Source organism: Mesorhizobium sp. IMUNJ 23033, assembly GCF_044778005.1.
Taxonomy (GTDB): domain Bacteria; phylum Pseudomonadota; class Alphaproteobacteria; order Rhizobiales; family Rhizobiaceae; genus Mesorhizobium; species Mesorhizobium amorphae_A.
This window is the reverse complement of the sequence record NZ_JBJACT010000032.1, coordinates 1-22807: the sequence shown is the minus strand read 5'-3', so window position 1 is coordinate 22807 and position 22807 is coordinate 1. Positions and strand designations below refer to the sequence as shown.

Genomic DNA, 22807 nt, shown 5'->3' with positions numbered 1-22807 from the left:
CGTAACCAAATGGATACGCATTATGCCGCAGGCTGATCCCGATCGTTCCGTTTTTCGCGCCATCGCCGATCCGACGCGCCGCGCCATCCTAGATCGTTTGCGGCGGGGCCCGGCGCCGGTCAACGAACTCGCCTCGGCCTTTTCGCAGAGCCGGCCGGCGATCTCCAAGCACCTCAGGATCCTGCGCGAATTGCGCGTCGTCTCCGAGCAGAAGCATGGCCGCGAGCGGCTCTACCGGCTGGAACCGGCGGAGCTGAAGGACGTCGCCGACTGGATCCTGCCCTATCGCGATTTCTGGCAGGCAAGCCTCGGCAATCTGAAATCCTATCTGGAGAACGAATGATGGCCAGCAGCGACGGACCGCGTGCGGTCGCCGACGTCTCGGTGGGCACCATCCTTGCCACAGTGACGATCGCCGTGCCGCCGGAACGGGTGTTTCGGGCGCTGACCGCCGAGGACCAGATCCCGCTCTGGTGGGGCTCGGACGCGCTCTACCGGACGACCAGGCACACCGCCGATGTCAGGCCGGGCGGCGCCTGGTATTCGCAAGGCAAGGGCGCCGACGGCCATGAATTCCACGTCCAGGGCGAGTATCTCGAAGTCGAGCCGCCGCATCGTCTGGTGATGACCTGGAAGGCGCCGTGGGACGGCGACAATGTCACGACCGTCACCTACACGCTCGAAGCGGTCGAGACTGGAACGCGGCTGACGCTGCGCCACGAAGGCTTTGGCGCACGTCAGGACGCATGCCGCGATCATGGCTCCGGCTGGGAGCGAGTGCTCGGCTGGCTGAATGCATTCCTTGCCGCCGAAGCTGGCATCAAGTCGCCAAGCATATTCCACTGTCGGATGATCCCGCCGCGCCCGGATTTCGCCTTTACCTTGACCGAGGAGGAGAGGGCGCTGATGGACCGGCATGCCGACTATCTGCGCGGCAAGCTGGCCGAGGGCACCATGATGCTGGCTGGTCCGGTTGCCGACCCGGCCGGGCCCTGGGGCCTCGCCATCCTGCGCGTCGGCACCGAGGCCGAGGCAAGGGCGTTGACCGATGCCGACCCGGTGGTGCGTTCGGGGCAGGGCTTTCGCTACGAAATCCTGCCGCTGATGTCAGCGATCATGTGACGTCCCCAAATACAAGAACGCCCCTCGCGCCTTTTATCGCGCGGGAGGCGTCCTTTTTTTGCCAGCCTTTCCAAGATTGCTCTCATGAACTGCTGACCATATCCAAATGCGCGGATGCCAGGATGGTTCCGCCCGTTGCGATTTTTTTTTCGATCTGGCGCTTGGCGGATTTTTTTGCATCCCGGACGCAACGGGAAGGGGCTTCGTCGTGCCTTGCCCGGCAGCCATGCGGCGTTTCGGCTGTCGTCGCCAAAACAAGAAATTTGACATGGCGGCAAAAGAAGTCTACTAGAAGTTTGTCGATATTTGTTTGCCCGACTTTTGTTATCCGCGCGCAATGCGCGCCTTTGACGAACTTCCTCCCATCAAAAATCGAGACAAACGCTGTTGTGCATTCGCACGACGGTGAACGAATATTTGCCATGGAAAGGGTTCGTTATGAGCACTGGCACAGTAAAATGGTTCAACGCCACCAAGGGCTTTGGCTTTATTCAGCCTGACGACGGTTCGGCCGACGTTTTCGTCCATGTTTCGGCCGTCGAGCGTGCCGGAATGCGCACCATCGTCGAAGGCCAGAAGCTTGGCTACGAGATGGTCCGCGACAACAAGTCGGGCAAGATGTCCGCCGATCAGCTTCAGGCTGCCTAAAACGGAATTCAGCCTTCCCGGTGACCACGGATGTACTGGCATCGGTAGATGGCGAAGGAAGGTCAGGCGAATGCCTGGCCTTTTCGTTTCTGGCTGTGAATTGTGCGCCGCAGGTCCCTTGGTATGTGCTAAGCACCTCGCGCCAACGTGGATCCCCAGAACCAGGAAGAAGAAGATGTCCCTCACTTCAAAGACATCAGGCGATCAGGCCGAGTCGCTTTTCAGCAAGACCCGGACGCAGTCGATGTCGCTCAATCGCATCATCTCCGAACGGGATGCCGTCAGCGATGCCCGGGAAGCCAAGACCGCGCGGCTGCGCGAACTGCGCCTGGAAAAAGAGGCCGACGACAGAGCGGCTGCTCTCGCTCAGGCCAGCATGCTGAAGCGCGCGGGCAAACGCTGATGGCCACCAAGCGCGTGCCGCCAACGCCGATCGCCGGCGACGCGACCATTGCCGACATGGTCGAACTTCTCGACAAGCCGGTCGAATTTGTCCGGCGCGTGCTGGAGAAGCTGGAGCGTTGCAAGCGCGCCCATGGCGATGCGCAGGTGCGCGTCGGTGTGCGCGGCCGCGCCGAAGCCCCGAACTATCTGATCGAATATGTGCGCGAGGACACCAAGACGCGCGAGCGGGTGACCCATCAGGATGCCGCCTATAGCGGCAGTACGCATCGCGAACTGGCGCCGCATCACATCGAGGACGCCAGGAACTGGTCGCCCGAGGAAATGAACATCACGGCGGTGTCGGCGCTGATCGGCCGCCTTCGCAATCCGCGCGCGCCGTCATCGCGTTTCTCTGACGAGGACTGACATGGCCATAAAATTTTCCGCCAAGGATCAGCCGGCAGCGCCGGCCGCCACCGCCAAGCCGGCCAAGCCGGCTGCCGCGCCGAAGGCTGACGAACCGGTCGCAACCGATCTGTTCAAGTCGCCAGCGGATGCGGCCCGGAAGACGACCAAGAAGAAATAGCGCCTTGCCGCGAAATGCCGACCGCGATCCTGTCGCGCCGGGCCTGCTTGCCCTGGCGGCAGCCGCAGACTTTTCGCCGCTAGAGCAAGGGGCCGGTGCGGCCCTGTTCGACTGCCAGGCCTGCGGCGCCTGCTGCTCCTATTCAGCCGAATGGCCGCGCTTTTCCACCGAGGACGATGCGCAGCTCGACCGCATTCCGCAGAAATTCGTCTCGACCGATCTGTCCGGCATGCGTTGCGACGGCGTACGCTGTTCGGCTCTGTCCGGCGAGGTCGGCAAACATACCGCTTGCGGCATCTATGACGTCCGCCCCGACGTCTGCCGCGCCTGCATGCCCGGCGGCGACGACTGCCTGATGGCGCGCAAGGCGCACGGGCTGCCGCTGTAGGGCTGTCGGTTCCTCGCCCCACGCGGATATGGCGGGGCAATGGCTGCGGTTCTACATGGCAGGCCTTGCCTGGAATGCAAGTCCTTGCCATATAGCGCTCGGGAATGGTGTCTCCCTGATAACCGCGCTGATGCTGATGACGCCTGCTGACGAACGCCCTTCGGGCGCGCAGGAGGCTGTCATGGGATTTTTCGTCGTGTTCATCGGATCAGGTATCGGTGGCGCTCTCCGCTACGGCGTCGGGCTTCTGTCCCTGCGACTGCTCGGTGCCAACTTTCCCTTCGGAACGCTTTCCATCAACATCGTCGGATCGGCCTTGATGGGCCTTGTCGTTAGCCTGTTCGCATTGCTCGAGATCGGCGGGGACGACGTCAGGTTGTTCCTGACGACAGGTATCATCGGCGGCTTTACGACCTTCTCGACCTTCTCGCTCGACGCCGTGACGCTGTGGGAACGCGGCCAGCATCTGGCAGCCATCGGATACATAGTCGCCAGTGTGACACTGTCGTTGACGGCTTTGGCGGCAGTTCTCCTGCTTATGCGCCGCTGATCGATTTTCGACGCGCTTGCGAACCGCGACAGCGTGAGCGCATCGGCGTGAGCCCACAGCTTGTGTAGAGCGCCCTTGCCCGGTACCTTGCCGCCGGGCCGGGTGCCGGAGGAGCAAGTCGTGAGCATCGAATTCCTGTTGACGTCGCTGATCGTCGTGGCCTCGCCCGGCACCGGCGTTCTCTACACGCTAAGCGCCGGCCTGTCGCGCGGGGCGCGTGCCTCGATCATCGCCGCCTTCGGCTGCACACTGGGCATCATCCCGCATATGGCGGCCGCCATCACCGGTCTTGCCGCGCTGCTGCACACCAGCGCCATCGCCTTCGAGACGCTAAAGTATCTCGGCGTCGCCTATCTGCTCTATATGGCCTGGAACACGCTGAAGGAGAGGGGCGGCCTGAGCGTCGACCAGGACGTCGCACCGCGCTCGGCCGGCAAGGTCATCACCTCCGGCATCCTGATCAACATCCTCAACCCGAAACTGTCGATCTTCTTCTTCGCCTTCCTGCCGCAATTCGTCAGCACCACCGAACCGCACGCGCTGTCGAAGATGCTGGAACTGTCGAGCGTCTTCATGCTGCTCACCTTCGTCGTGTTCGTCGGCTACGGAATCTTCGCCGCCTCGATCCGTAGCCACGTCGTGTCGCGGCCGAGGGTGCTGACCTGGATGCGTCGCACCTTCGCCGGCGCCTTCGTCATGCTCGGCGCCAAGCTGGCGCTGGCGGACCGGTAGGCGTCTGTTCGCGGGCTTTGTCGCCTGCATACAAGATGGCAATGAGAAGGCGAGCCAAGGCCCGCCTTCATCTGCTGTTCAGCCGGTAAGGTTGCTAGTTTGCGCCGCCGAGCGCCTGCAATTTCTCGCAGAACGGGGCATACGGCTTGCTCATTGCCGCATCCTGGCATTCCTTCATCATCATGGCCTGGTCGTCCTTGGACATCGCTGCCCAAGCAGCCTTCATCTCGTCATCGGACTTCATCGTCTTCATGCCCGAATCGGTGAAGAACGGTTCCATCATCTTGGGCGAGTCGAGTGCCCCGGCAAATACCGTGCCGCTGAGGACGGTCAATACGAGTGCTCCAAAGCAGGCGGTTCTGATGTTCATGACATTAGTCCTCCCTATGCTCTTTCTCGATCGTCGGATGGCGGTCGGGGGTGCCCAATTTCTAGCACAAGTTGACCTATGTTAGGAGTGTCTTATATGGGGGTGGTCGATCTATCCTTTGACGTAGCCCATCGCCTCGACGATCAGCCCGTCCTCGACGCGCATCAAATTGACGCCGCGCAGCGAATTGCCGTCGGCCATGAAATAGCGCCAGCGGATCGTTGCCCGATTGCCGGCGACGAAAGTCTCCTCGATCTCGAAGCGCGTGCCCGGCTGCGTGGCGATCGTCGACCACAGTCCGACGCATGCCGCCTTGCCGGCATGGCGCGCGCCGTCCGGCGCCGGCACCGTGTTTTCGATCACGCAATCCTCGGCCACCAGTTCGGCAAGTGCCGACGGGTCATGCCGTTGGAACACGTCGTTGAAGCGCCGCATGATCTCGGCCGTCTGGCGGGACAGATCATTCGCGGCGATGTCCATGACAGGCTCGTATGTCATCGTCATTCTCCTGATTTCATTGATGCTCGACGGCGTCGACGAGCACGGCCTTGAGGGTGATGTCGGCCACGCCGGCAAGCGCGCGCGAGACCAGGCATGTCGTCTTGGCAGACTGCGCTAGCCGCTCGAATTCCTCCGGCGCAAGTTCCGCGACCTCCGCCTGCGTTTCGAGCTCGATGCGGGTGATCGTCGGCCCGGCCGCGGTCGCGCCGAGATGCACTTTCGCCGTGGTCCGGATATTCCGGGGGATATGACCCTCCCGGCCGAGAATGGCGCTCAGCGCCATCGAGAAGCAGCCGGCATGGGCCGCTGCGATCAGTTCTTCCGGATTGGTGCCCGGACCATTTTCGAAACGCGACGGGAAGGAGTAGGCGCCCTCGAAGACGCCGCTGCCCAGCCGAAGCCGGCCCGAACCTTCCTTCAGCGCACCTTGCCACTCGGCCGAAGCTTCACGAATTGTCATTGGTTCCTCCATGAGTTCGATTGAAAAATGCACATATGTAGACCGATCTACATATTATGTAGACCGATTGTCATATTAGTAACAAGGCCTATAATGGCTCTCTCCTGACAGAGGCTGACATGGCGAACGACACCCGCACCCGCATGATCGAGGCAACGGCGCAGCTGATTGGGCAGCGCGGCTATCACGGCACCTCGCTCAACGACATACTGAGCGCCAGCGGCGCACCGCGCGGTTCGCTCTATTTCCATTTTCCGGGCGGCAAGGACCAATTGGTCATCGAGGTGACGCGCGACAGCATCGCCAAAGTGACCGAAAGGCTGGGCGAGGACCTTGCCGCCGAAACGAGCCCGGCGGTGGCCGTCCATCACATCTACCAGTCGGTTGCCCGCATGCTGGAGGACAATGAATTCACGCTCGGCTGCCCGATCGCGCCCCTTGTGCTGGATTCACCGGCGAACGTGCCGGAACTGGCCGAACTGTGCCGCTCGGCCTTCGAGCAGTGGATCGGCCTGCTGCGGCAGGCCTTCGTCAGGGCAGGGGTGCCCGAACGCCGTGCGCATGCCTTGGCGTTGCTGGTCGAATCCTCGCTGGAAGGGCTGATGGTGATTGCGCGCGCCACCCGTGATCGCGCCCCGCTGCTGGCCGTGGCCGACGAAGTCGCGGCGCTGGTCGAGTCGGCCGTGCTGGCCGGCGAAGCGCGGCAACGTGCGGAGGCCGCCGTCTGAGGCGTGAGTCCAGGGCGTCTGTTTCCGACCGGAACTTCGCAAAAACAAACGGTTAGAACGGTTTCGTGATTCTAGCGCTGAGCTCAAACAGAACGATAGGCCACATCCTGATTCGATCGGGATCGGATGGGCCCTAAGTCCCCTGGTTGGGAAAGCAGGCCTGCACTGAGGGCCGGACCATTGGCCAGCGCGGTCAGGAAGTTCGGTTTTTGGCCAGGTATGCATCTCTGCGCGCGCTCACAGTCGGCCAGTGCGGTAGAACGTCGCCATGAAAAAGGGCGGCATTGCTGCCGCCCTTTTCGTAAGCCTAGCGAGTTGGCTGGATTAGAAGTCCATGCCGCCACTCAAGCCCGCTTGCGGGCTTGAGCATTGTTAGTTGATGGGCGTGCTTTAATGGACTTCTTAGAAGTCCATGCCGCCCATGCCGCCCATGCCGCCGCCGCCCATGCCGGCAGGCATGCCGCCGCCAGCCGACTCCTTCTTCGGAGCCTCGGCGATCATGGCTTCGGTGGTTACCAGCAGGCCGGCGACCGAGGCCGCATCCTGCAGAGCCGTACGAACGACCTTGACCGGATCGACGATACCCATGGCGATCATGTCGCCATATTCGCCGGTCTGGGCGTTGTAGCCGAAGGTCGCGCCCTTGTTGTCGAGGATCTTGCCGGCAACGATCGAAGCTTCCGCACCGGCGTTGGCCGCGATCTGGCGGGCCGGAGCCTGCAGCGCACGACGCACGATGTTGATGCCGGCGGCCTGGTCGGAGTTGGCGCCGGTGGCCTTGAGGTTGGCCGAAGCGCGCAGCAGGGCCACGCCACCGCCAGCGACAATGCCTTCTTCCACGGCCGCGCGGGTCGCGTTGAGGGCGTCATCGACGCGGTCCTTCTTTTCCTTGACTTCGACTTCCGTCGCACCGCCGACGCGGATCACCGCAACGCCGCCCGCGAGCTTCGCGAGACGTTCCTGCAGCTTCTCCTTGTCGTAGTCCGAGGTGGTCTCCTCGATCTGCTGCTTGATCTGGGCGACGCGGCCCTGGATCTCGGCCTTCTTGCCGGCGCCGTCGACGATGGTGGTGTTCTCCTTGGAGATCGACACCTTCTTGGCGCGGCCGAGCATGTTGAGGCCGACATTCTCGAGCTTGATGCCGAGGTCTTCCGAGATGACCTGGCCACCGGTGAGGATGGCGATGTCTTCCAGCATGGCCTTGCGGCGATCACCGAAGCCCGGCGCCTTGACGGCGGCGATCTTCAGGCCGCCACGCAGCTTGTTGACGACCAGCGTGGCCAGAGCCTCGCCTTCGACGTCTTCCGAGATGATGAGCAGCGGCTTGGAGGTCTGCACGACGGCCTCGAGGACCGGCAGCATCGCCTGTAGGTTGGAGAGCTTCTTCTCGTGGAGCAGGATGTAGGCGTCCTCGAGATCGGCAACCATCTTGTCGGCGTTGGTGACGAAGTAGGGCGACAGGTAGCCGCGGTCGAACTGCATGCCTTCGACGACTTCGAGTTCGGTCTCGGCGGTCTTGGCTTCCTCGACCGTGATGACGCCCTCGTTGCCGACCTTCTGCATCGCTTCGGCGATCATGGCGCCGACCGACTCGTCGCCATTGGCCGAGATCGTGCCGACCTGGGCGACTTCCTCGGAGGTCTTGATCTTCTTGGCGGCCTTGCCGAGCGCCACGACGACTTCGGTGACGGCGAGGTCGATGCCGCGCTTCAGGTCCATCGGGTTCATGCCGGCGGCAACCGCCTTGTGACCTTCCTGGACGATCGACTGCGCGAGAACCGTCGCGGTCGTGGTGCCGTCGCCGGCGATGTCGTTGGTCTTCGAAGCAACTTCGCGGACCATCTGCGCGCCCATGTTCTCGAACTTGTCCTCAAGTTCGATTTCCTTGGCGACGGTGACGCCGTCCTTGGTGATGCGCGGGGCGCCGAACGACTTGTCGATGACGACGTTGCGGCCCTTGGGGCCGAGCGTGACCTTCACCGCGTCGGCGAGGATGTTGACGCCGCGCAGCATGCGCTCACGGGCGTCGCGGGAGAATTTTACTTCTTTGGCAGCCATGTTTAGCTCCTGGCAGGGGCTTTGATCGAGCCCGCAGATTTAGATGACGGTGAGGCCGATATTCAGCCGATGATGCCCATGATGTCGGATTCCTTCATGATCAGAAGGTCTTCGCCATTGAGCTTGACTTCGGTGCCCGACCACTTGCCGAACAGGATGCGGTCGCCAGCCTTGACGTCCAGGGGGACGAGCTTGCCGGCTTCGTCGCGGGCGCCGGAACCGACGGCGATGATCTCGCCTTCCTGCGGCTTTTCCTTCGCCGTATCCGGGATGATGATCCCGCCGGCCGTCTTGGATTCGGATTCAACCCGGCGAACGACCACGCGGTCATGAAGCGGGCGGAACTTCGACTTTGCCATTTTTTCTTCCTCGAAATGAGAACGGTGAGAACTGTTCCTCCGTCCGGCGAAGCCGGACAAACCAAGCCCGGCAGCGCCGGACCCTTGGTTAGCACTCACCAATGGCGAGTGCTAACGTGCCGGTGAAATAGGCTGCTGGCTGGCGAGAGTCAAGGCGCGCGAGAGGGCGCAATGGCGCGAAATTTTGTTTGAGCAGTCGCCCGGTTTTGGAACGCGCCGATTGCTATTGGCTTTGGCCACGAAAAATGCCCGCTGCGCCGCCCAGGATCGGCGTGGGAAGATGAGGTGCCTGGCTAAATGTTCATGCCGCCCGACACTTCGATGCGTTGGGCGTTGACCCAGCGGCTGTCGTCCGACAGCAGCGAGGCGATCATCGGGCCGATATCGTCGGGCACGCCGGCGCGGCCGAGCGCGGTGACGCCTGCCACCATGCGGTTGATCTCGGCGTCGTCGCGCACATGGCCGCCGTTGAAGTCGGTTGCGATCGCGCCGGGTGCTACCGTGTTGGCGGTGATGTGGCGGGCGCCGAGTTCCTTGGCGAGATAGCGCGTGAACACCTCGATGCCGCCCTTCATCATCGCATAAGCAGATGAGCCGGGGACCGAGAAGCGCGCCAACCCGCTCGACACATTGATGATGCGGCCACCATCCGCGATCAGCGGCAGCAGCGCCTGGGTGAGGAAGAATACGCCCTTGAGGTGGATGTTCACCAGCGTGTCGAATTCCTCTTCGGTCGTCTCGGCGATGGTCTTGCGCAGGCCGGTGCCGGCATTGTTGACGAGGAAGTCGAACTGGTCGCGCTGCCAGGTCTCGCGCAGCGTGCGCTCCAGCACCTCGACGAAGGCCGGGAAGGTTGCGACCGTGCCCGTATCGAGTTGCAGCGCCGCGGCGCGGCCGCCCGCCGCCTCGATCTCCGCGACGGCCGCCTGGGCCTCATCCGCGCGGGAGCGGTAGGTAATCACCAGGTCGACGCCCTTGCGGGCGAGGCTGAGCGCGGTGTTGCGTCCCAATCCACGGCTGCCGCCGGTGATCAGGGCTATCGGGCGATTGGTCTTGGTCATGGTCGTCTCCATCGATTTGCGATGGCATCTATTTATTCTCCCGTCTGGCGGATATAATCAGGCAATAAATGCCTTCTCTATTCAAAAAAGACGAACAATCGAAAAAAATGGACAAGCTCGATAGCATGCGCCTGTTCACCCGCGTCGTGGAGCGGCGCAGCTTCACGGCCGCCGCCGCCGATCTCGGATTGCCGCGCTCCACCGCTACCTCCGCGATCAAGCAACTCGAGGAACGATTGGGCGTGCAACTCCTGCGGCGGACCACCCGCCACGTCACCACGACACTCGATGGCGAGGCCTATTATCAGCGCTGCACCGGCATCCTGGCCGACATCGAGGATGCCGAAGGCGGCTTCGGCGCGAACGAGGTTCGGGGGCGGCTGCGCGTCGACGTCAACGGCCATATGGCGCGCACCTTCATCCTGCCGGAGCTGCCGGCGCTGCTCGCCCGCCATCCGGGTCTGACCGTGCACATAGGCGAGGGGGATCGTCTGGTGGATCTGGTGCGCGAAGGCGTCGACTGCGTGATCCGCGCCGGCGTGCTTCCCGACAGCGACATGATCGTGCGCCGGCTGGGCACCGCGCGCGAGATCACCGTCGCCAGCCCCGCCTATCTCGAGCGCCACGGCGTGCCGCGCTCTCTCGACGATCTTGCCGGGCACAGGACGATCGGTTTTGTCTCCTCGCGCACCGGACAGGTAATGCCGTTGGAGTTCATGGTCGACGGCAAGGTCCGCGAGATCGTCCTGCCGTCGCTGGTCACCGTGGCCAATTCCGACACCAGCGCCACTCTGGTGCGGCTCGGCTTCGGCCTCTACCAGGCACCGCGGCTTCGTTTCGCCGAGGATCTTGCCGCGGGCAGGCTGGTCGAGGTGCTCTCCGACTACCCGCCGACAGCGACACCGATTTCGGTTCTCTATCCGCGCAGCCGGCAGTTGTCGCCGCGGGTCAGGGTGTTCGTCGACTGGCTGGTCGAGATCTTGGCGCCGAAGCTGGATCCCTGAGGTCGATCAAAGAAACAGCCGTAACTGCGCGTGAATGATCGACCGGTAATCATCAATCGTCCGCCGCCCTTCCTCCCCGTCCTGCGTCAGCGCCAGCCGCACCACCCCGCCGGCAAGCTGGAAGATCAGGAAGACCACGCGCCCGAACTGCTTGCGCTTTTCCGGATCGATGAGCGGGCCGACATGGTCGCAGAACATCCTCGCCTGCTGCCTTGTCTCGGCGATGTCGAGATTCTGCAACGCCTTGTCGGCCTGGATCGCATTCTGCAGATCCTGGATGGCGGGGTCTTCGGCGACGCGCTCATAATAATCGTCGAGCAGGCGGTCGGCCGCCGCCGTCACGTCGTCCAGCCCACGGATCTCCGCGATGATCGCACCGAAGCGGGCGCGGCTGACCTCGGAGAAGCGCTCGTAGAGCATCGCCAGGATCGCCGATTTGTTGGGAAAATAGTGATAGACGGTGGCGATCGGCCCGCCGGCCAGCGCCCCCACTTCCTTCATCGTGACGGCGTCGATGCCCTTCTCGCCGATCAGCCGCATGGTCGTCGACAGGATGGCGTCGATGCGCTCGCGGCTGCGCTCCTGCTTGGGCAGGCGCCGGGGCCTGGTCACCATTCCCCTTGCTTCCACTACATCGACCCTTTCCGACAGGTCCGAATTTCAGGTTGACAAGAAACATGATTAACTATCAGTTTCCAGAAATGCTGACAGATTGTCAGTTTTTTCGCCGTGCGGCAAGGACGTTGGGGGAGGCACCTTTGGCATCGAATGCCGGACATCAGGGGAATGGCGATTGGCTGGTCGGCAATCCGACCGGCGCCGAGCTTGCCTCGGCCCTGTGGATCGGTTCGGTCGGCCTGCTCATCCTCGGGCTCCAGCCGGTGCTGCTCGGCGCCCTCTACACCGAGGGCCATGTCAGCGGCGACGAACTTGCTTTGGTCGCCACGGCGGAGATGATTGCCATTGCCGTCGGCTCAGGCGTCGTGGCGATGCTGCTTGCAGCCCGCAACATGCGCTGGAAAAGCGCTGTCCTGCTGATCCTGCTGGCGCTGGCCAATTGGTGGACGGCCTATGCAGTCAGCCCGAATTCGCTGATCGCCACACGCGCCGTGGCCGGGCTCGCCGAGGGCGGCCTGGTGGCGGTCGCCACCGAGCTCATCGCCCGCTCGCGGCGGGCCGAACGCATCGGCGGCTATTTCGTCACCATCCAGACGCTCATGCAATGCGCGTTGGCGCTGTTGCTTGCCCTCTATGTGATTCCGGCTGCCGGGTCGGCCGGCGGCTTCATTGCGCTGGCCCTGGTTTGCCTGGCGTCCCTGGCGATCGCCTGGAAGGTGCCAGGCGACTATGCCGACCTGCCCAAGGAAGAGCACCTGGCCAATGTGCTGACGGTCCCTTCGATGACCGCGCTCCTGTCGGTCTTCTGCTACTTCATGTTCTTCGGCGCGGTCTGGGCTTTTCTGGAGCCGCTTGGCGCGCAGTACGGCATCGATGGACGCACCGTCGGCCTGATCGTCTCGGCCAGCCTCGCGGTTCAGGTTCTGGGCGCGATGACGGCGACCGTGTTCGAGGCGCGCATCGACTATCGCCTTGCGATCGCGGCGATCGGCGCTGTCGCGCTTGTCAGCTCGCTGGTGCTCGCCGGCGGACCGGGCCTGACGACCTTCTGGGTCGCGGCTTTGGTCATGGGCTTCATCCTCCTGTTCATCGTGCCCTACCAGATCCGGCTGGCGATTACCGCGGATGAGACGCGCACGGCCGTGCTGCTGGTGCCGGCCGCACAGCTCTTCGGCCTGGCCATCGGCCCGATCGCGGCATCGCTGCTTATCGAAGGCAAGGATTTTCGCCCGGTGCCGGAATTCGCCGCCGCCAGCGCGCTTGCCAGCGTGGTACTGCTCGGCCTGTTCGTCCTCGTGTCGCGGCGCCGCCGCGTAGCAGCATGATCCCGAAAAGTGGAAACCGGTTTTCGGAAGAGATCATGCTCCAACAAAAGGCCTGAGGAGGAGGAGGCGCCATGTCGAACAGTTGGAGCAACTGGTCCGGCTTCGTCCGCGCCGACCCAAAACTGATCGCCACCCCGTCCGACACGAATGAGCTCGCCGATCTGGTGCGCACCGCGCCCGGCCCGCTGCGTGTCGTCGGCGCCGGCCATTCCTTCACCCCGCTGGTGAAGTCCGAAGGCACGATTGTCTCGCTGGAGAAGATCGAAGGGCTGGTGTCGCATGATGCGGCAAAACATCAGGCACGCGTGCGGACAGGGACCAGGCTCGGCCCGCTGATGCACCTGCTGCAAGGCATCGGCCAGGGCCTGCCCAACATGGGCGACATCGACCGCCAGGCAATCGGCGGCGCGCTCGGCACCGCCACCCATGGCTCCGGGCCGACGCTCGGCGCCTATCACACGCAACTGGAGACGGTGCAGATTGTCGACGGGCTGGGCAAGCTGCGCGAATACTCCAGGTCAGGGGATCAGGAGACGATCCAGGCCATTGGCGTCGCGCTCGGTGCCTTCGGCGTCTTGACCGAGGTGACATTGAACAACATCGCCAGCTATCGGCTACGTCGCCGCAAATCGGTGCTGCCGATCGCCGACATGTTGCGCGACTTCGAGACGATGATGCGCGCGCATCGCTCGGCCGAGTTCTACTACATTCCGTTTTCCGGCTATGCGCAGTTCATCGCCAGCGATCTGAGCGATACAGCGACGACGCCACGGCCGACCGAGGACGACGAGGCAGGCCTTCGGACCCTGCGCCGACTGCGCACCGCGCTCCGCTGGCTGCCGTCGATGCGCCGCCGGCTGATCCTGGGCGCCATCGCCAAACTGCCGGCCGAGGACTACGTGCAGGACTGGCTCAACGTCTATGCCAGCGACCGGCAAACCCGGTTCAACGAGATGGAATATCATCTGCCCTTCGAGGAGGGCCCAAAGGCGCTGGCCGAAATCATCGAACTGACCGAGAAGCGCTTTCCCGAAATCTATTTCCCGATGGAGGTGCGCTCGGTGGCAGCAGACGAATTCTGGCTGTCACCGTTCTACAAAAGGCCGACCTGTTCGATCGCCATCCACCACGATGCCGCGAACGATCCGCTGCCGTTCATGCGGGCGGCCGAGCCGATCTTCTTGAAATACGGCGGCAGGCCGCATTGGGGCAAGATGCACAGCCTGAAGGCGGCGGATTTCAAGAAACTCTATCCGCGCTGGGACGAGGCGATGGCAGTGCGCCGCGACATCGATCCGCAAAACCGCTTCGTCTCGCCCTATATGGCCAGCGTGTTCGGCATCGAGACATGAGCGCCTATTTCGCCGTGCTGTCGGACGCGCTGAAGGAGGCCGGCATTTTCCAGCCGTGCCTGCTGCTCGACCGCGACAGGCTGGACGACAACATCGCGCTGGTAAAGGAGCGACTGGACCCCGGCCTTGCCGTGCGGCTGGTCGACAAATCGCTGGCTTGCGTGCCGTTGCTGTCGCACATCGCCAAGGCGCTCGGCACCCATCGCTTCATGACCTTTCATCCACCGGTCACGCAGGCCGTGCTCGACGCCTTTCCGGATGCCGACATGTTCTATGGCAAGCCGATGCCGGTCGGCGCGGCGAGGGCCATGCTGATGAGAGGCGGCGGGGAGTGGTCGCGCGTCTGCTGGCTGTTCGACACAAAAGAGCGGCTGGCCGAGTATGGCGCGCTGGCCGCCGAACTCGGCATCGAATTGCGCTTCGCCTTCGAGGTCGATGTCGGGCTGCACCGCGGCGGCTTTGCCAGCCCTGAGGCACTGAAGGCGCTATCGATTCCAGAACGGCTGCACTGCGAAGGCATCATGGCCTACGAGGCGCATGCACCCGAGATTCCCGGCCTGTTCGGCGGCCAGGCCGGCGCGTTGAAAAAGGCCTCGGCACTGGCCGAAGAGTTCGCCGATTGCCTCGGCGAGGACCAGCGCCGCATCCTCAACATCGGCGGCTCGAAGACGGCGCTGCTCCACAATGGCGGGGTGGCCAATGAAGTGTCGATCGGCTCCGCCTTCGTCCTGCCCAGCGATTTCGACAAGCCCGGGCTCGCCGGGTTCCAGCCGGCGGCGTTCATCGCGACGCCGATCCTGAAGGCGGTTGGGCCGGTGCTGCCCGGCCCGGCGGCACTGTCGCGGATATTGCAGGCACTCGGCCTGTTCCCGCGCCAGGGTTGCTATCTCTATGGCGGCAAATGGATGGCCGAGCCGGTGTTTCCCGAGGGCATGAAGACCAACGGCTTGATCGGCTTGTCCTCCAACCAGCAGTTCATGGGTCTGCCCGCCAGTGCCACGGTCAAGCCCGGCGACTATGCTTTCCTGCGGCCGACACAGAGCGAGGCCGTGCTGCAGCATTTCGGCTCGATCGCGGTGCTTTCCGGCGGCAGGATTGTCGATCGCTGGCCGGCTCTGCCGATGGGGTGAGCCGCTTCTCAGCGCTCGCGATTGGCGATGGCCTCCACGATGTCGTCATCCTGGGGCGAAGCAAGGAGTGAAGCGACGTCGCGGAGACCGCAGGATCCGTGCCGTGACGTCTGAGCTCCGCTGCGGTTCGGAATCTAAACGCATTGCGTGAACAGCATTGCGTTCTGGGCCGCTCTGCTCTCCGGCAGCCGTAACGGCATGGATCCCAGGGTCTCCGCGACGTCGCTTCGCTCCTGCTACGCCGACGGGCTGAGCATCAATTCAACGACCGGAGAAATCTTCGGCACACCGACCGGCACCGGCGTTTCTCCGGGTATCGTGGTGCGCGTCACCGATGACATCGACCAGACCGACGACCTGCCGTCGTTCACCATCACGGTGCGCAATTCGCTTATCCGCCTGGTCGACCAGCGCAGCCATATAGGCGCGGCGACCTTCACGCTGGATGACGTCGAGTGCGGACAGGAGCACGCCAGCCGCGTGATTGCCGTCGCGGCCACTGGCGCCGGTGTCTCGCACGAAGTTTCCGGCATGGTCATTGCCAGCGCCACGGGCCTTGGTGTCGCTACGACGAACGATCGCTCGGCGGCCATCTATTTCGCGGCCACGCCAACCGGCGAAACCGCCGACATCGACGTCACCGTCTCCAACATCAACATCTTCGTGCAGTTCGAGGTGTTTTCTCTCTACGGGGTCGATGCCACCGTCTTCGATAGCGACACCCTAGTCGATGCCAGCGGCCTCAACGACAGCTTCAATGCGTCGGTCAGTGCCGATGACGACGGTATCGTACTGGCCGGCTTCTGCAGCAACAACAACAGCGCCAGCGTCACATGGACCAATCTTGACGAGATCAGCGATGTCGACACGGCCGGCTTTGCCAATGAACGGCATTCGACGGCCGGATTGATGGACAGCGCTGCCGGGACGCTATCAGTCACGGTCGAGACCAGCGCCGCCACGGGCGGATCACTGGTGGTCGTGTCGTTCGCCGGGCTTTGACCGCAATCTGCTGATCTGCCAGCGCTCTCAGCATAGTCAATTTTTCGGTTTGCGAAGCAAGGTTTCAAAGAAACTCGACTGGACCTTCGGCAGCCGACGATAGACCCGGTGCCATCGCTCCAACGGATAGTCACCCTCGCGGATGATGATTCCCTCGAATGGTACCTTCGAGACTTTCCAGGCCTTGAGGTAGAAGTGTCCTTCTGGACGTACAAGGCGGTAGATCTCCGACAAGTAACATTCGATCTGGTCGATCCGCATTTCATGCAGGGATGAGATGTTGATGAACAGATCGACAGTGGAATCGGGCAAAAGTGAAAGTTGGTGAGGCAACAGAAAGGCAAGTGCGGATGCTTCGAATTCCTCTCGAACGGTTTCGAAATCGTCGAAGGGACGAAAGCGGAAATGCTTCCTGTCCGGAAACACCTGGCAGAGATATTCCTGGGCGACCCCGAGCGCAGGCGGGATATCAACCATGATGTATCTGACGGTCGGACGCAGCGAAGCAATGACGAACGCTGTTCGACCATAGCCGCCACCAAGCTCACAAATCGTACCCGCCGCGACCGGTTCGATCGATTTATATTCCAGGATTGAATTTGCGAGATCCTGAGAAACAATTCCTCCGCCGATGCGGATAGCCGGCGGATTGCCGATTGATGGCTCCGACAGGGCCGCAATTTCTTCCGGAAATTCCTGCTCCGCATATTGCCAGACGAGCCGGGTGAGAAAGTTCAGGGCGAAGCCCTCGAGCAACGGAATATGGCGATGCTTGAAGGGAGACAGGACCCCAAGCGCGGCCCGGAGCGAAGCTGCGAGCGGAAGGTGGCCGACCAAAAAACGAATTTGAGGATCCCAAGGCAGAACCCGCATCCATGTGAAATAGTCCTTGGCTAGCGTCCGTTTGAAATTCGCGATGCCGGACGATGCTGTGCGCTCGGCATGCCGCCGGTTCAAGTCTTGCCAGAACTTCGAAGGCTGCATCTCTGCGGGGGCCGCCTTCATCTCATCGAACATCGACCGCAGCGCGGCGCTGAAGCTGTCAGTCACAAGAATATCCTCCCTCACCGAGCGACAGTGCTTCAACAGAACAGAGAACACAACTTCCGAGATCGCTGAAAGGTAAACGGCCATGGCGCGCAATCGCGCGAACGGGCTTCGCTCGACAAACTGCTGGTGCATGAAGGCGGCTACGTCAACCATCCCAAGGATCCGGGCGGGCCGACCAATAAGGGCGTCACCCAGCGCGTCTATGACGCCTATCGCAAGGGCAAGGGCAAGACACGCGCTCGGTGAAAAACATCACCATGGGCGAGGTCTATGAGATCTACGACCGACAGTATTGGGACGCCTTCGAGGGTGACCTTCTACCCGATGGCTTCGACTATGTCGTACTCAACGGCGCGGGCAATTCCGGTGTCAGCCAGTCGATCAAATGGCTGCAGCGCGCGCTCGGGCCGCTCTACAAGGGAGCCATCGACGGCGTCATGGGCTTTTCGACGCTTGATGCGCTGAAGGGCGTCAACAACCACGACGCCCTGATCGCCAGGATCTGCGACCAGCGGCTGAATTTCCTGCGCCATCTGAAAACCTGCCCTGGGATGACGAAGGTTGTGGTCGCCGCTCCGCATTTACTTGACTCCGTCAACTAAATGCTCGATCCTGTCTCCGACAGGAGAATGCCATGACTCTTCACCATCAACCCGGCAAAGAACGCATCGACGCGGTGCGGGCCTTCAATCGCTTCTACACCCGCCAGATCGGCCTGCTCGACGAAGGGCTGCTGAAGAGCGCCTTCTCGCTGACCGAAGCGCGGGTGCTCTACGAACTGGCGCATCGCGATGGCCTGACCGCCACCGACCTTGTCCGCGACCTTGCGCTTGACCCCGGCTATCTCAGCCGGTTGCTGAAGAAATTTGAGGAGCGAGGCCTGGTCGAGCGCGCCGCCATCGAAGCCGATGCGCGGCGCTCGTCGATTGCGCTGACGCCCGCCGGACGGCAGGCCTTCGCGCCGCTGAACCGGGATTCGCACGACCAGGTCGCGGCTTTGCTCGATCGGCTGGCGGCATCGGACCAGGACAGGCTGGTCAAGGCCATGCAGACGGTGCAGCGCCTGCTGGGCGGCGACAATGCCGAGCCGAAAATTCCCTACATGCTGCGGCCGCTGCAGGTCGGCGATATAGGCTGGATCGTGCGTCGCCAGGGCATGCTCTACGCGCAGGATTATGGCTGGGACGAAACCTACGAGGCGTTGGTTGCCGAGATCCTTGCGGCGTTCGTCAAATCCTTCGACCCGAAATGGGAGCGCAGCTGGATCGCCGAGCGGGAAGGGGAGGTCGTCGGCTCGGTCTTCGTCGTGCGCAAGTCGGACGAGGTGGCGAAGCTTCGCCTACTCTATGTCGAGCCTTCGGCGCGCGGGCTGGGGATTGGCAAGCGACTGGTCGATGAATGCGTGAGCTTTGCCCGCGCCAAGGGCTACAAGACGATGACGCTTTGGACCAACGACATCCTGGTCTCGGCGCGCCGCATCTATGAGGCGGTGGGCTTCAAGCTCGCCGAGGAAGAGCGCCACCATTCCTTCGGCAAGGATCTGGTCGGCCAGAACTGGAATTTGGAATTGTAGAGTTGGTCCGGCCCTTCGCTATGGCTTCGGGCGTTCGTCGCTTCAATCGACAAATCGTTGTCGATTGATCGGCCTACGGCCGACCGCTCCTCACCCCTTCACCGGGATCCAGATCTCCAGCCCGCCATTGCCGCTGCGCGGATCGAATTCGGGGCCGTAGCGCTCGAACTCCGGCGCGTCCGCGATCTCGTGGCCGGAGGCCGGCAGCCATTTGTTCCAAATCGTGTTGACCGTGCGGCGGATGGTCGAGATGTGCTCGCGATGCGAAAACACGGCGTATTTCTGCGCCGGCACGCGCACGCGAAAAAACTCCTTTGGCAGGTCGGCGAAATCCGAGACCTCGACGCCGGCGATATAGTCGAAATTGCCGGCATCATCGCCGTTGACGCAGACGCCGTAGGCGACATCGCCGATCTCGCCCGGAATGTTGCCGACATAGGGACCGAAACGCTGCCACTGCATCGGGATCGCGGCGCTGCTCTCGCAGCTGTAGCGTTCGCCGAGGCCGGCGACGAGGAAGGGTCGGCTGGTCTCGAAGCGCGGCGGCTCGAGGCTGGCAAGCAGGGACTGGTTCATCAGGATCGGCTCCACGAGATCGAGATTGTCGAGGCTGCCTTGCACGCGCACCAGCTCCGGCGTGGTGGCGAACTGGTCGCGGAAGGCGCGGGTGAAGGCCTCATGCGAGTTGTAGCCGGCGTCGAGCGCGACCGAGAGGATGTCGGGCGCGCCGGCGGCGAGCTTGCGCGCCGCCTCGCTCAGCCGCCGCGCCCGCATATAGCCCATCACCGAACGGCCGGTCGCGGCGCCGAAGGCGCGCGTCACATGGAAGCGCGACACGCCGCTGCTTTGCGCGACATCGTCGAGCGACACCGCTTCCGGCAGATGGCTTTCGACGAACCACAGCGCTTTTTCGGTCGGGTTCATTTTCTCCTCGCATTGGCCGGGATCATGCTGCCGTTTCCTGGCGCGGCCAGTTTGATCGAAATTGCGCAGTGCGCAAAATCGAAACGACGCTGATCGCCATGGCGGTCATTTTTCCTGCGGGGCCTTGCTGCGGTTGTTCCTCCGTCACCGCCCGCAAAACCGCCCCGAAGGTCAACTTGACCAATCACAAGGCCGACGACATTGTGGACGTGCAATTCGTAGCCAAGTGGTCGTGTGGCAATGGATTTTCGCGACGCCATCGATAGATCGCTGGCCTGGGCCGGCGGATGGTTCGACTATGCCGCCACGCCGTGGTTCGTCTATCAGGCCGCCATCATTGTCTCGCTGTTCCTGGTGGCGAAGCTCGCGGCGCTGCGGGTCGAGCCGCTGGTCGAGAACCAAGCACGCCAGATCAAAGGCCATCCCGGACTGCTGAGGGTCGTCATCGCGCTGCTGCGGCGCACCGACTGGATCCTGTTCACGATCCTGCTGTTTGCCGCGCTCAACCTGTTGCGCGCCATCACCTGGCCGAGCCGCACCCATCTCCTGCTCGTCGCGCTGCTGCTCTCGCTGGCGTGGCTGTTCGCGACCGTGCTGTCGCGCATCATCCGCAACCGCCTCGTCGCGCGCACGCTCGGCTGGCTGGCCTGGATCTACGCGGCCCTCGTCATACTGGGCGTCGGCGACGAGGCAGCCGCTTTCCTCGACAGCGTCGCAATCCCTCTGGGCGCGGTTCGCCTTTCGGCGCTGATGGTGCTGAAGGCGGCGCTGCTCTTGATCGCCACCGTCTGGCTTGCGGTGGTCACCGGCAATTACATCGATGAGCGCGTCCGCGTCTCCGAGGAGCTGACGCCGTCGATCCGCGTCCTCGTCGGCAAGGTCGCCAAGATCGGTCTCGTGCTCGTGGCAGGCGCCGTGGCACTCTCCGCCGTCGGTCTCGACCTGACGGCGCTGACGGTGTTTTCCGGTGCTGTCGGCGTCGGTCTCGCTTTCGGGCTGCAGAAGGTCGTCTCGAATTTCGTCTCCGGCGTGATCATCCTGCTCGACAAGTCGATCAAGCCCGGCGACACCATTTCGCTCGAAGGCACCTTCGGCTGGATCCGCGAATTGCGGGCGCGCTTTGTCTCGGTGGTGACGCGCGACGGCCGCGAATTCCTGATCCCCAACGAGGACTTCATCACCCAGAGGGTCATCAACTGGTCGTTCAGCGACAACCTCGTGCGCCTCGACGTGAACTTCGGCGTCTCCTACGATGCCGATCCGCACAAGGTCAGCGAACTGGCGATAGAGGCCGCGATCACAGTCGGCCGGGTCGACGCCGACCGGAGGCCGGTCTGCTGGCTGACCGACTTCGGCGACTCCTCGCTGAACTTCGTCCTGCGCTTCTGGATCCGCGACCCCCAGCAAGGCCTGACCAACGTGCGCGGAAAGGTGCTGCTGGCGCTGTGGGACACATTCAAGGCAAACGGCATAAGCATTCCCTATCCGCATCGCGAGATCATCATGAGAGAGGCGGACGGGCGCTGAGGGTGTGGGCGCGGTGTTCACCGCCAAGGGGGGGCGGCAGGGACGTCGGCACATCAAATCAAACGGTTGCTTTCCGCAGTTTGACGCGCCCGCCGCACCGTGCCGTCGGTGTCGGCGATCTTTCGTCTTGCGGCTTCGTCGCTTCTGATCGTCAGCCGCTTCGACAGGACTTTGGTGGCCTCGACGATCGGCTCGACCGTTACAACTGGGGCGTCCGGGGTTTTCATGAATCTCATGCTTGTTGTCCTTTCTGGCAAAAAATGAAAGCAGGCGCGGAGCGGCTGTCCGCTCCGGCACCTTATGCACGGCGACAAAGTTACTTTCGCACGACCCAGGCCAGCAGCGCCGATTCAAAATCGGAGTTGCCGGTATAGTCACGGATCAAAAGCGCGGCGTATCCTTGCCACTGATCCTCGGGGATCCGATTTTCGATGACCGACGTTCTGAAGGCGTCGCGCAGGATATTGCAGTCAAAAGTCGAGATCATATCGGCCGAATGATCATTGTCCATGATGCAGCTCCCATTTAGGGGGCGGGAGTACGGTGGACGCTCTCAAGCGCCGGTGCCCTTGTTCTGGCCGGCGACCACGGGACTGTACGCCCCCGACCGCTGGTTAGCGAATCATTCCGGCAGATTTGTCCTTTGGTGCATCAGCACAAGTCAGCGGCCGGCCTCTTCCCGCCGCTTGAAGTCTTGATCGTTCAGCCGGCCGACTATCTCGTCCGCTTCGCCGGCATTGATGCCGACCATGACCTTGTGATCGGACTCGGCGGGCTGGCCGGTGAAGACGTCGAAAACGGTCCAGCTGTCCGGATGGTCCATGCGAAGCGCGTAGCGGTTTGCCATAGTCCGCGTCCTTTTCGTTTTCGCCCGCCACCGACCGGTTTAGGCCTGCAGAATGAAAAACACTGCCGCCAGGACAGTGACTGTCCACAACACCACGCCCAGCTTCAAAGCCAGGCCCCCGTGCGAGGAGAGACCCTCCCGCATACGGGCCGACAGGTTCGTGATGCTGCTGGATCTGGCCGGCGTCGCCGCAACGGCGACCGGCGGCTTGACCCCAAGCCTGCCGAATACCGGAAGCAGTGTCGGTTCACGCACGGCCTTCTCCTGGCGCCAAAGTCTCAGTACCCCATCCCGCCCATGCCGCCGCCGCCGGGTGAAGGCGCGGCATCCTTGGCCGGAATGTCGGTGATCATGGCTTCAGCGGTGATCAGAAGCGCGGCGATCGAGCCGGCATCCTGCAGTGCCGTGCGCACCACCTTGGCCGGATCGACGATGCCGGCCTTGATCATGTCGACATAGACCTCGTTCTGGGCATCGAAGCCCTGATTGTGATCCTTGCTGTCGGCGA

The 22807-nt window shown here is 62.9% G+C and carries 34 protein-coding genes, 1 pseudogene and 1 riboswitch; of the genes and pseudogenes, 19 read left to right on the top strand and 16 right to left on the bottom strand.

What is annotated here, in order from left to right; translation table 11 throughout:
- Positions 1–22 precede the first annotated feature (22 nt).
- Together ACFX5Q_RS28055 and ACFX5Q_RS28050 are read left to right on the top strand one after the other, a co-directional pair.
- Positions 23–343: an ArsR/SmtB family transcription factor gene (locus tag ACFX5Q_RS28055; protein WP_404283167.1), complete on the top strand. Its 321-nt coding sequence runs from the start codon at positions 23–25 to the stop codon at positions 341–343.
- Complete coding sequence (locus tag ACFX5Q_RS28050; RefSeq protein WP_404283166.1) at positions 343–1122, top strand: SRPBCC domain-containing protein; 780 nt, start codon at positions 343–345, stop codon at positions 1120–1122. Before ACFX5Q_RS28055 ends, ACFX5Q_RS28050 begins: the two co-directional genes overlap by 1 nt.
- An 82-nt stretch (positions 1123–1204) precedes the next feature.
- Here ACFX5Q_RS28050 and ACFX5Q_RS28045 read toward each other — a convergent pair whose 3' ends face one another.
- On the bottom strand, positions 1205–1546 hold the full coding sequence (locus ACFX5Q_RS28045; protein WP_404283165.1) for a hypothetical protein: 342 nt from the start codon (positions 1544–1546) through the stop codon (positions 1205–1207).
- Between the two features lie 14 nt (positions 1547–1560).
- Between ACFX5Q_RS28045 and ACFX5Q_RS28040 the strand changes: the two genes are divergently transcribed.
- The 7 genes from ACFX5Q_RS28040 to ACFX5Q_RS28010 all read left to right on the top strand — a co-directional run bounded on the left by ACFX5Q_RS28040 (position 1561) and on the right by ACFX5Q_RS28010 (position 4410).
- Complete coding sequence (locus ACFX5Q_RS28040; protein ID WP_192180114.1) at positions 1561–1770, top strand: cold-shock protein; 210 nt, start codon at positions 1561–1563, stop codon at positions 1768–1770.
- A 175-nt stretch (positions 1771–1945) separates the two neighbouring features.
- Positions 1946–2173 carry a hypothetical protein gene (locus ACFX5Q_RS28035; protein WP_404283249.1) on the top strand — a complete coding sequence of 76 codons (228 nt, stop codon included), beginning with the start codon at positions 1946–1948 and terminating at the stop codon, positions 2171–2173.
- Positions 2173–2580: a hypothetical protein gene (locus ACFX5Q_RS28030; protein ID WP_006203034.1), complete on the top strand. Its 408-nt coding sequence runs from the start codon at positions 2173–2175 to the stop codon at positions 2578–2580. Before ACFX5Q_RS28035 ends, ACFX5Q_RS28030 begins: the two co-directional genes overlap by 1 nt.
- A gap of 1 nt (position 2581) precedes the next feature.
- Positions 2582–2740 carry a hypothetical protein gene (locus ACFX5Q_RS28025; RefSeq protein ID WP_404283163.1) on the top strand — a complete coding sequence of 53 codons (159 nt, stop codon included), beginning with the start codon at positions 2582–2584 and terminating at the stop codon, positions 2738–2740.
- A gap of 4 nt (positions 2741–2744) precedes the next feature.
- Entirely contained in the window at positions 2745–3128 is a 384-nt protein-coding gene (locus tag ACFX5Q_RS28020) for a YkgJ family cysteine cluster protein (protein ID WP_404283162.1), read from the top strand.
- 91 nt (positions 3129–3219) lie between these two features.
- Positions 3220–3281, top strand: a riboswitch (Fluoride riboswitch).
- 28 nt (positions 3282–3309) lie between these two features.
- Positions 3310–3678, top strand: a complete 369-nt coding sequence (gene crcB, locus ACFX5Q_RS28015; protein WP_404283161.1) for a fluoride efflux transporter CrcB — start codon at positions 3310–3312, stop codon at positions 3676–3678.
- Between the two features lie 120 nt (positions 3679–3798).
- A complete protein-coding gene (locus ACFX5Q_RS28010) occupies positions 3799–4410 on the top strand; it encodes a LysE family translocator (protein ID WP_404283160.1) in 612 nt (203 codons plus the stop codon).
- 94 nt (positions 4411–4504) lie between these two features.
- On the opposite strand, the gene ACFX5Q_RS28005 is transcribed toward ACFX5Q_RS28010, so the two are convergent.
- The 3 genes from ACFX5Q_RS28005 to ACFX5Q_RS27995 form a co-directional block, all read right to left on the bottom strand.
- Positions 4505–4780 (bottom strand): hypothetical protein, encoded by a 276-nt coding sequence (locus ACFX5Q_RS28005; protein WP_404283159.1) that lies wholly within the window; start codon positions 4778–4780, stop codon positions 4505–4507.
- Positions 4781–4891: 111 nt separating this feature from the next.
- Positions 4892–5278, bottom strand: a complete 387-nt coding sequence (locus ACFX5Q_RS28000; RefSeq protein WP_404283157.1) for a nuclear transport factor 2 family protein — start codon at positions 5276–5278, stop codon at positions 4892–4894.
- Positions 5279–5294: 16 nt separating this feature from the next.
- Positions 5295–5741: an OsmC family protein gene (locus ACFX5Q_RS27995; protein WP_404283155.1), complete on the bottom strand. Its 447-nt coding sequence runs from the start codon at positions 5739–5741 to the stop codon at positions 5295–5297.
- 119 nt (positions 5742–5860) lie between these two features.
- Between ACFX5Q_RS27995 and ACFX5Q_RS27990 the strand changes: the two genes are divergently transcribed.
- Positions 5861–6469 carry a TetR/AcrR family transcriptional regulator gene (locus ACFX5Q_RS27990; RefSeq protein WP_404283154.1) on the top strand — a complete coding sequence of 203 codons (609 nt, stop codon included), beginning with the start codon at positions 5861–5863 and terminating at the stop codon, positions 6467–6469.
- A gap of 402 nt (positions 6470–6871) precedes the next feature.
- Here ACFX5Q_RS27990 and groL read toward each other — a convergent pair whose 3' ends face one another.
- The 3 genes from groL to ACFX5Q_RS27975 form a co-directional block, all read right to left on the bottom strand.
- Positions 6872–8527 carry a chaperonin GroEL gene (groL, locus tag ACFX5Q_RS27985; protein WP_404283152.1) on the bottom strand — a complete coding sequence of 552 codons (1656 nt, stop codon included), beginning with the start codon at positions 8525–8527 and terminating at the stop codon, positions 6872–6874.
- A 62-nt stretch (positions 8528–8589) separates the two neighbouring features.
- The gene (gene groES, locus ACFX5Q_RS27980; RefSeq protein ID WP_006203049.1) at positions 8590–8886 is read right to left on the bottom strand and encodes a co-chaperone GroES; all 297 of its coding nucleotides are present in this window, start codon (positions 8884–8886) and stop codon (positions 8590–8592) included.
- 293 nt (positions 8887–9179) lie between these two features.
- Positions 9180–9947: an SDR family NAD(P)-dependent oxidoreductase gene (locus tag ACFX5Q_RS27975; RefSeq protein WP_404283148.1), complete on the bottom strand. Its 768-nt coding sequence runs from the start codon at positions 9945–9947 to the stop codon at positions 9180–9182.
- A gap of 107 nt (positions 9948–10054) precedes the next feature.
- Here ACFX5Q_RS27975 and ACFX5Q_RS27970 point away from each other — a divergent pair, with 107 nt between their 5' ends.
- Positions 10055–10951: a LysR family transcriptional regulator gene (locus ACFX5Q_RS27970; protein ID WP_404283146.1), complete on the top strand. Its 897-nt coding sequence runs from the start codon at positions 10055–10057 to the stop codon at positions 10949–10951.
- A gap of 6 nt (positions 10952–10957) precedes the next feature.
- Here ACFX5Q_RS27970 and ACFX5Q_RS27965 read toward each other — a convergent pair whose 3' ends face one another.
- Positions 10958–11566, bottom strand: coding sequence for a TetR family transcriptional regulator (locus ACFX5Q_RS27965; protein WP_404283144.1), 609 nt, complete (start codon positions 11564–11566; stop codon positions 10958–10960).
- 143 nt (positions 11567–11709) lie between these two features.
- Between ACFX5Q_RS27965 and ACFX5Q_RS27960 the strand changes: the two genes are divergently transcribed.
- The 4 genes from ACFX5Q_RS27960 (at position 11710) to ACFX5Q_RS27945 (ending at position 16378) form a co-directional block, all read left to right on the top strand.
- On the top strand, positions 11710–12894 hold the full coding sequence (locus tag ACFX5Q_RS27960; RefSeq protein ID WP_404283143.1) for an MFS transporter: 1185 nt from the start codon (positions 11710–11712) through the stop codon (positions 12892–12894).
- A 71-nt stretch (positions 12895–12965) separates the two neighbouring features.
- Positions 12966–14246 (top strand): D-arabinono-1,4-lactone oxidase, encoded by a 1281-nt coding sequence (locus ACFX5Q_RS27955; RefSeq protein WP_404283141.1) that lies wholly within the window; start codon positions 12966–12968, stop codon positions 14244–14246.
- Positions 14243–15376 (top strand): alanine racemase, encoded by a 1134-nt coding sequence (locus ACFX5Q_RS27950; protein ID WP_404283139.1) that lies wholly within the window; start codon positions 14243–14245, stop codon positions 15374–15376. The genes ACFX5Q_RS27955 and ACFX5Q_RS27950 overlap by 4 nt, the downstream gene beginning before the upstream one ends.
- A gap of 147 nt (positions 15377–15523) precedes the next feature.
- Entirely contained in the window at positions 15524–16378 is an 855-nt protein-coding gene (locus ACFX5Q_RS27945; protein ID WP_404283137.1) for a hypothetical protein, read from the top strand.
- Positions 16379–16414: 36 nt separating this feature from the next.
- Here the strand turns inward: ACFX5Q_RS27945 and ACFX5Q_RS27940 are convergent, their stop codons facing one another.
- Positions 16415–17581 carry a putative sugar O-methyltransferase gene (locus ACFX5Q_RS27940; RefSeq protein ID WP_404283136.1) on the bottom strand — a complete coding sequence of 389 codons (1167 nt, stop codon included), beginning with the start codon at positions 17579–17581 and terminating at the stop codon, positions 16415–16417.
- Between ACFX5Q_RS27940 and ACFX5Q_RS27935 the strand changes: the two genes are divergently transcribed.
- Genes ACFX5Q_RS27935 through ACFX5Q_RS27925 form a run of 3 tightly spaced genes read left to right on the top strand, consistent with a single transcriptional unit; the run spans position 17555 to position 19001 of the window.
- Entirely contained in the window at positions 17555–17674 is a 120-nt protein-coding gene (locus ACFX5Q_RS27935; RefSeq protein ID WP_404283135.1) for a glycosyl hydrolase 108 family protein, read from the top strand. The genes ACFX5Q_RS27940 and ACFX5Q_RS27935 overlap by 27 nt on opposite strands.
- Entirely contained in the window at positions 17671–18030 is a 360-nt protein-coding gene (locus tag ACFX5Q_RS27930) for a putative peptidoglycan-binding domain-containing protein (RefSeq protein WP_404283133.1), read from the top strand. The genes ACFX5Q_RS27935 and ACFX5Q_RS27930 overlap by 4 nt, the downstream gene beginning before the upstream one ends.
- Positions 18031–18062: 32 nt before the next feature.
- Positions 18063–19001 (top strand): GNAT family N-acetyltransferase, encoded by a 939-nt coding sequence (locus tag ACFX5Q_RS27925; RefSeq protein WP_404283132.1) that lies wholly within the window; start codon positions 18063–18065, stop codon positions 18999–19001.
- A gap of 90 nt (positions 19002–19091) precedes the next feature.
- On the opposite strand, the gene ACFX5Q_RS27920 is transcribed toward ACFX5Q_RS27925, so the two are convergent.
- Complete coding sequence (locus ACFX5Q_RS27920; protein ID WP_404283130.1) at positions 19092–19925, bottom strand: GyrI-like domain-containing protein; 834 nt, start codon at positions 19923–19925, stop codon at positions 19092–19094.
- A complete protein-coding gene (locus ACFX5Q_RS27915) occupies positions 19922–20185 on the bottom strand; it encodes a hypothetical protein (RefSeq protein WP_404283129.1) in 264 nt (87 codons plus the stop codon). The genes ACFX5Q_RS27920 and ACFX5Q_RS27915 overlap by 4 nt, the downstream gene beginning before the upstream one ends.
- Here ACFX5Q_RS27915 and ACFX5Q_RS27910 point away from each other — a divergent pair.
- Complete coding sequence (locus tag ACFX5Q_RS27910; protein ID WP_404283128.1) at positions 20166–21452, top strand: mechanosensitive ion channel family protein; 1287 nt, start codon at positions 20166–20168, stop codon at positions 21450–21452. The genes ACFX5Q_RS27915 and ACFX5Q_RS27910 overlap by 20 nt on opposite strands.
- A gap of 53 nt (positions 21453–21505) precedes the next feature.
- On the opposite strand, the gene ACFX5Q_RS27905 is transcribed toward ACFX5Q_RS27910, so the two are convergent.
- From ACFX5Q_RS27905 to groEL, 5 genes and pseudogenes are all read right to left on the bottom strand, one after another.
- Complete coding sequence (locus ACFX5Q_RS27905) at positions 21506–21679, bottom strand: hypothetical protein (RefSeq protein ID WP_246800796.1); 174 nt, start codon at positions 21677–21679, stop codon at positions 21506–21508.
- An 89-nt stretch (positions 21680–21768) separates the two neighbouring features.
- Entirely contained in the window at positions 21769–21963 is a 195-nt protein-coding gene (locus ACFX5Q_RS27900; protein ID WP_404283127.1) for a hypothetical protein, read from the bottom strand.
- A gap of 150 nt (positions 21964–22113) precedes the next feature.
- Positions 22114–22299: a hypothetical protein gene (locus ACFX5Q_RS27895; RefSeq protein WP_404283126.1), complete on the bottom strand. Its 186-nt coding sequence runs from the start codon at positions 22297–22299 to the stop codon at positions 22114–22116.
- Between the two features lie 39 nt (positions 22300–22338).
- Entirely contained in the window at positions 22339–22554 is a 216-nt protein-coding gene (locus ACFX5Q_RS27890) for a hypothetical protein (protein ID WP_404283125.1), read from the bottom strand.
- A gap of 23 nt (positions 22555–22577) precedes the next feature.
- A pseudogene (gene groEL, locus ACFX5Q_RS27885) lies at positions 22578–22807 on the bottom strand (chaperonin GroEL); the annotation flags it as partial.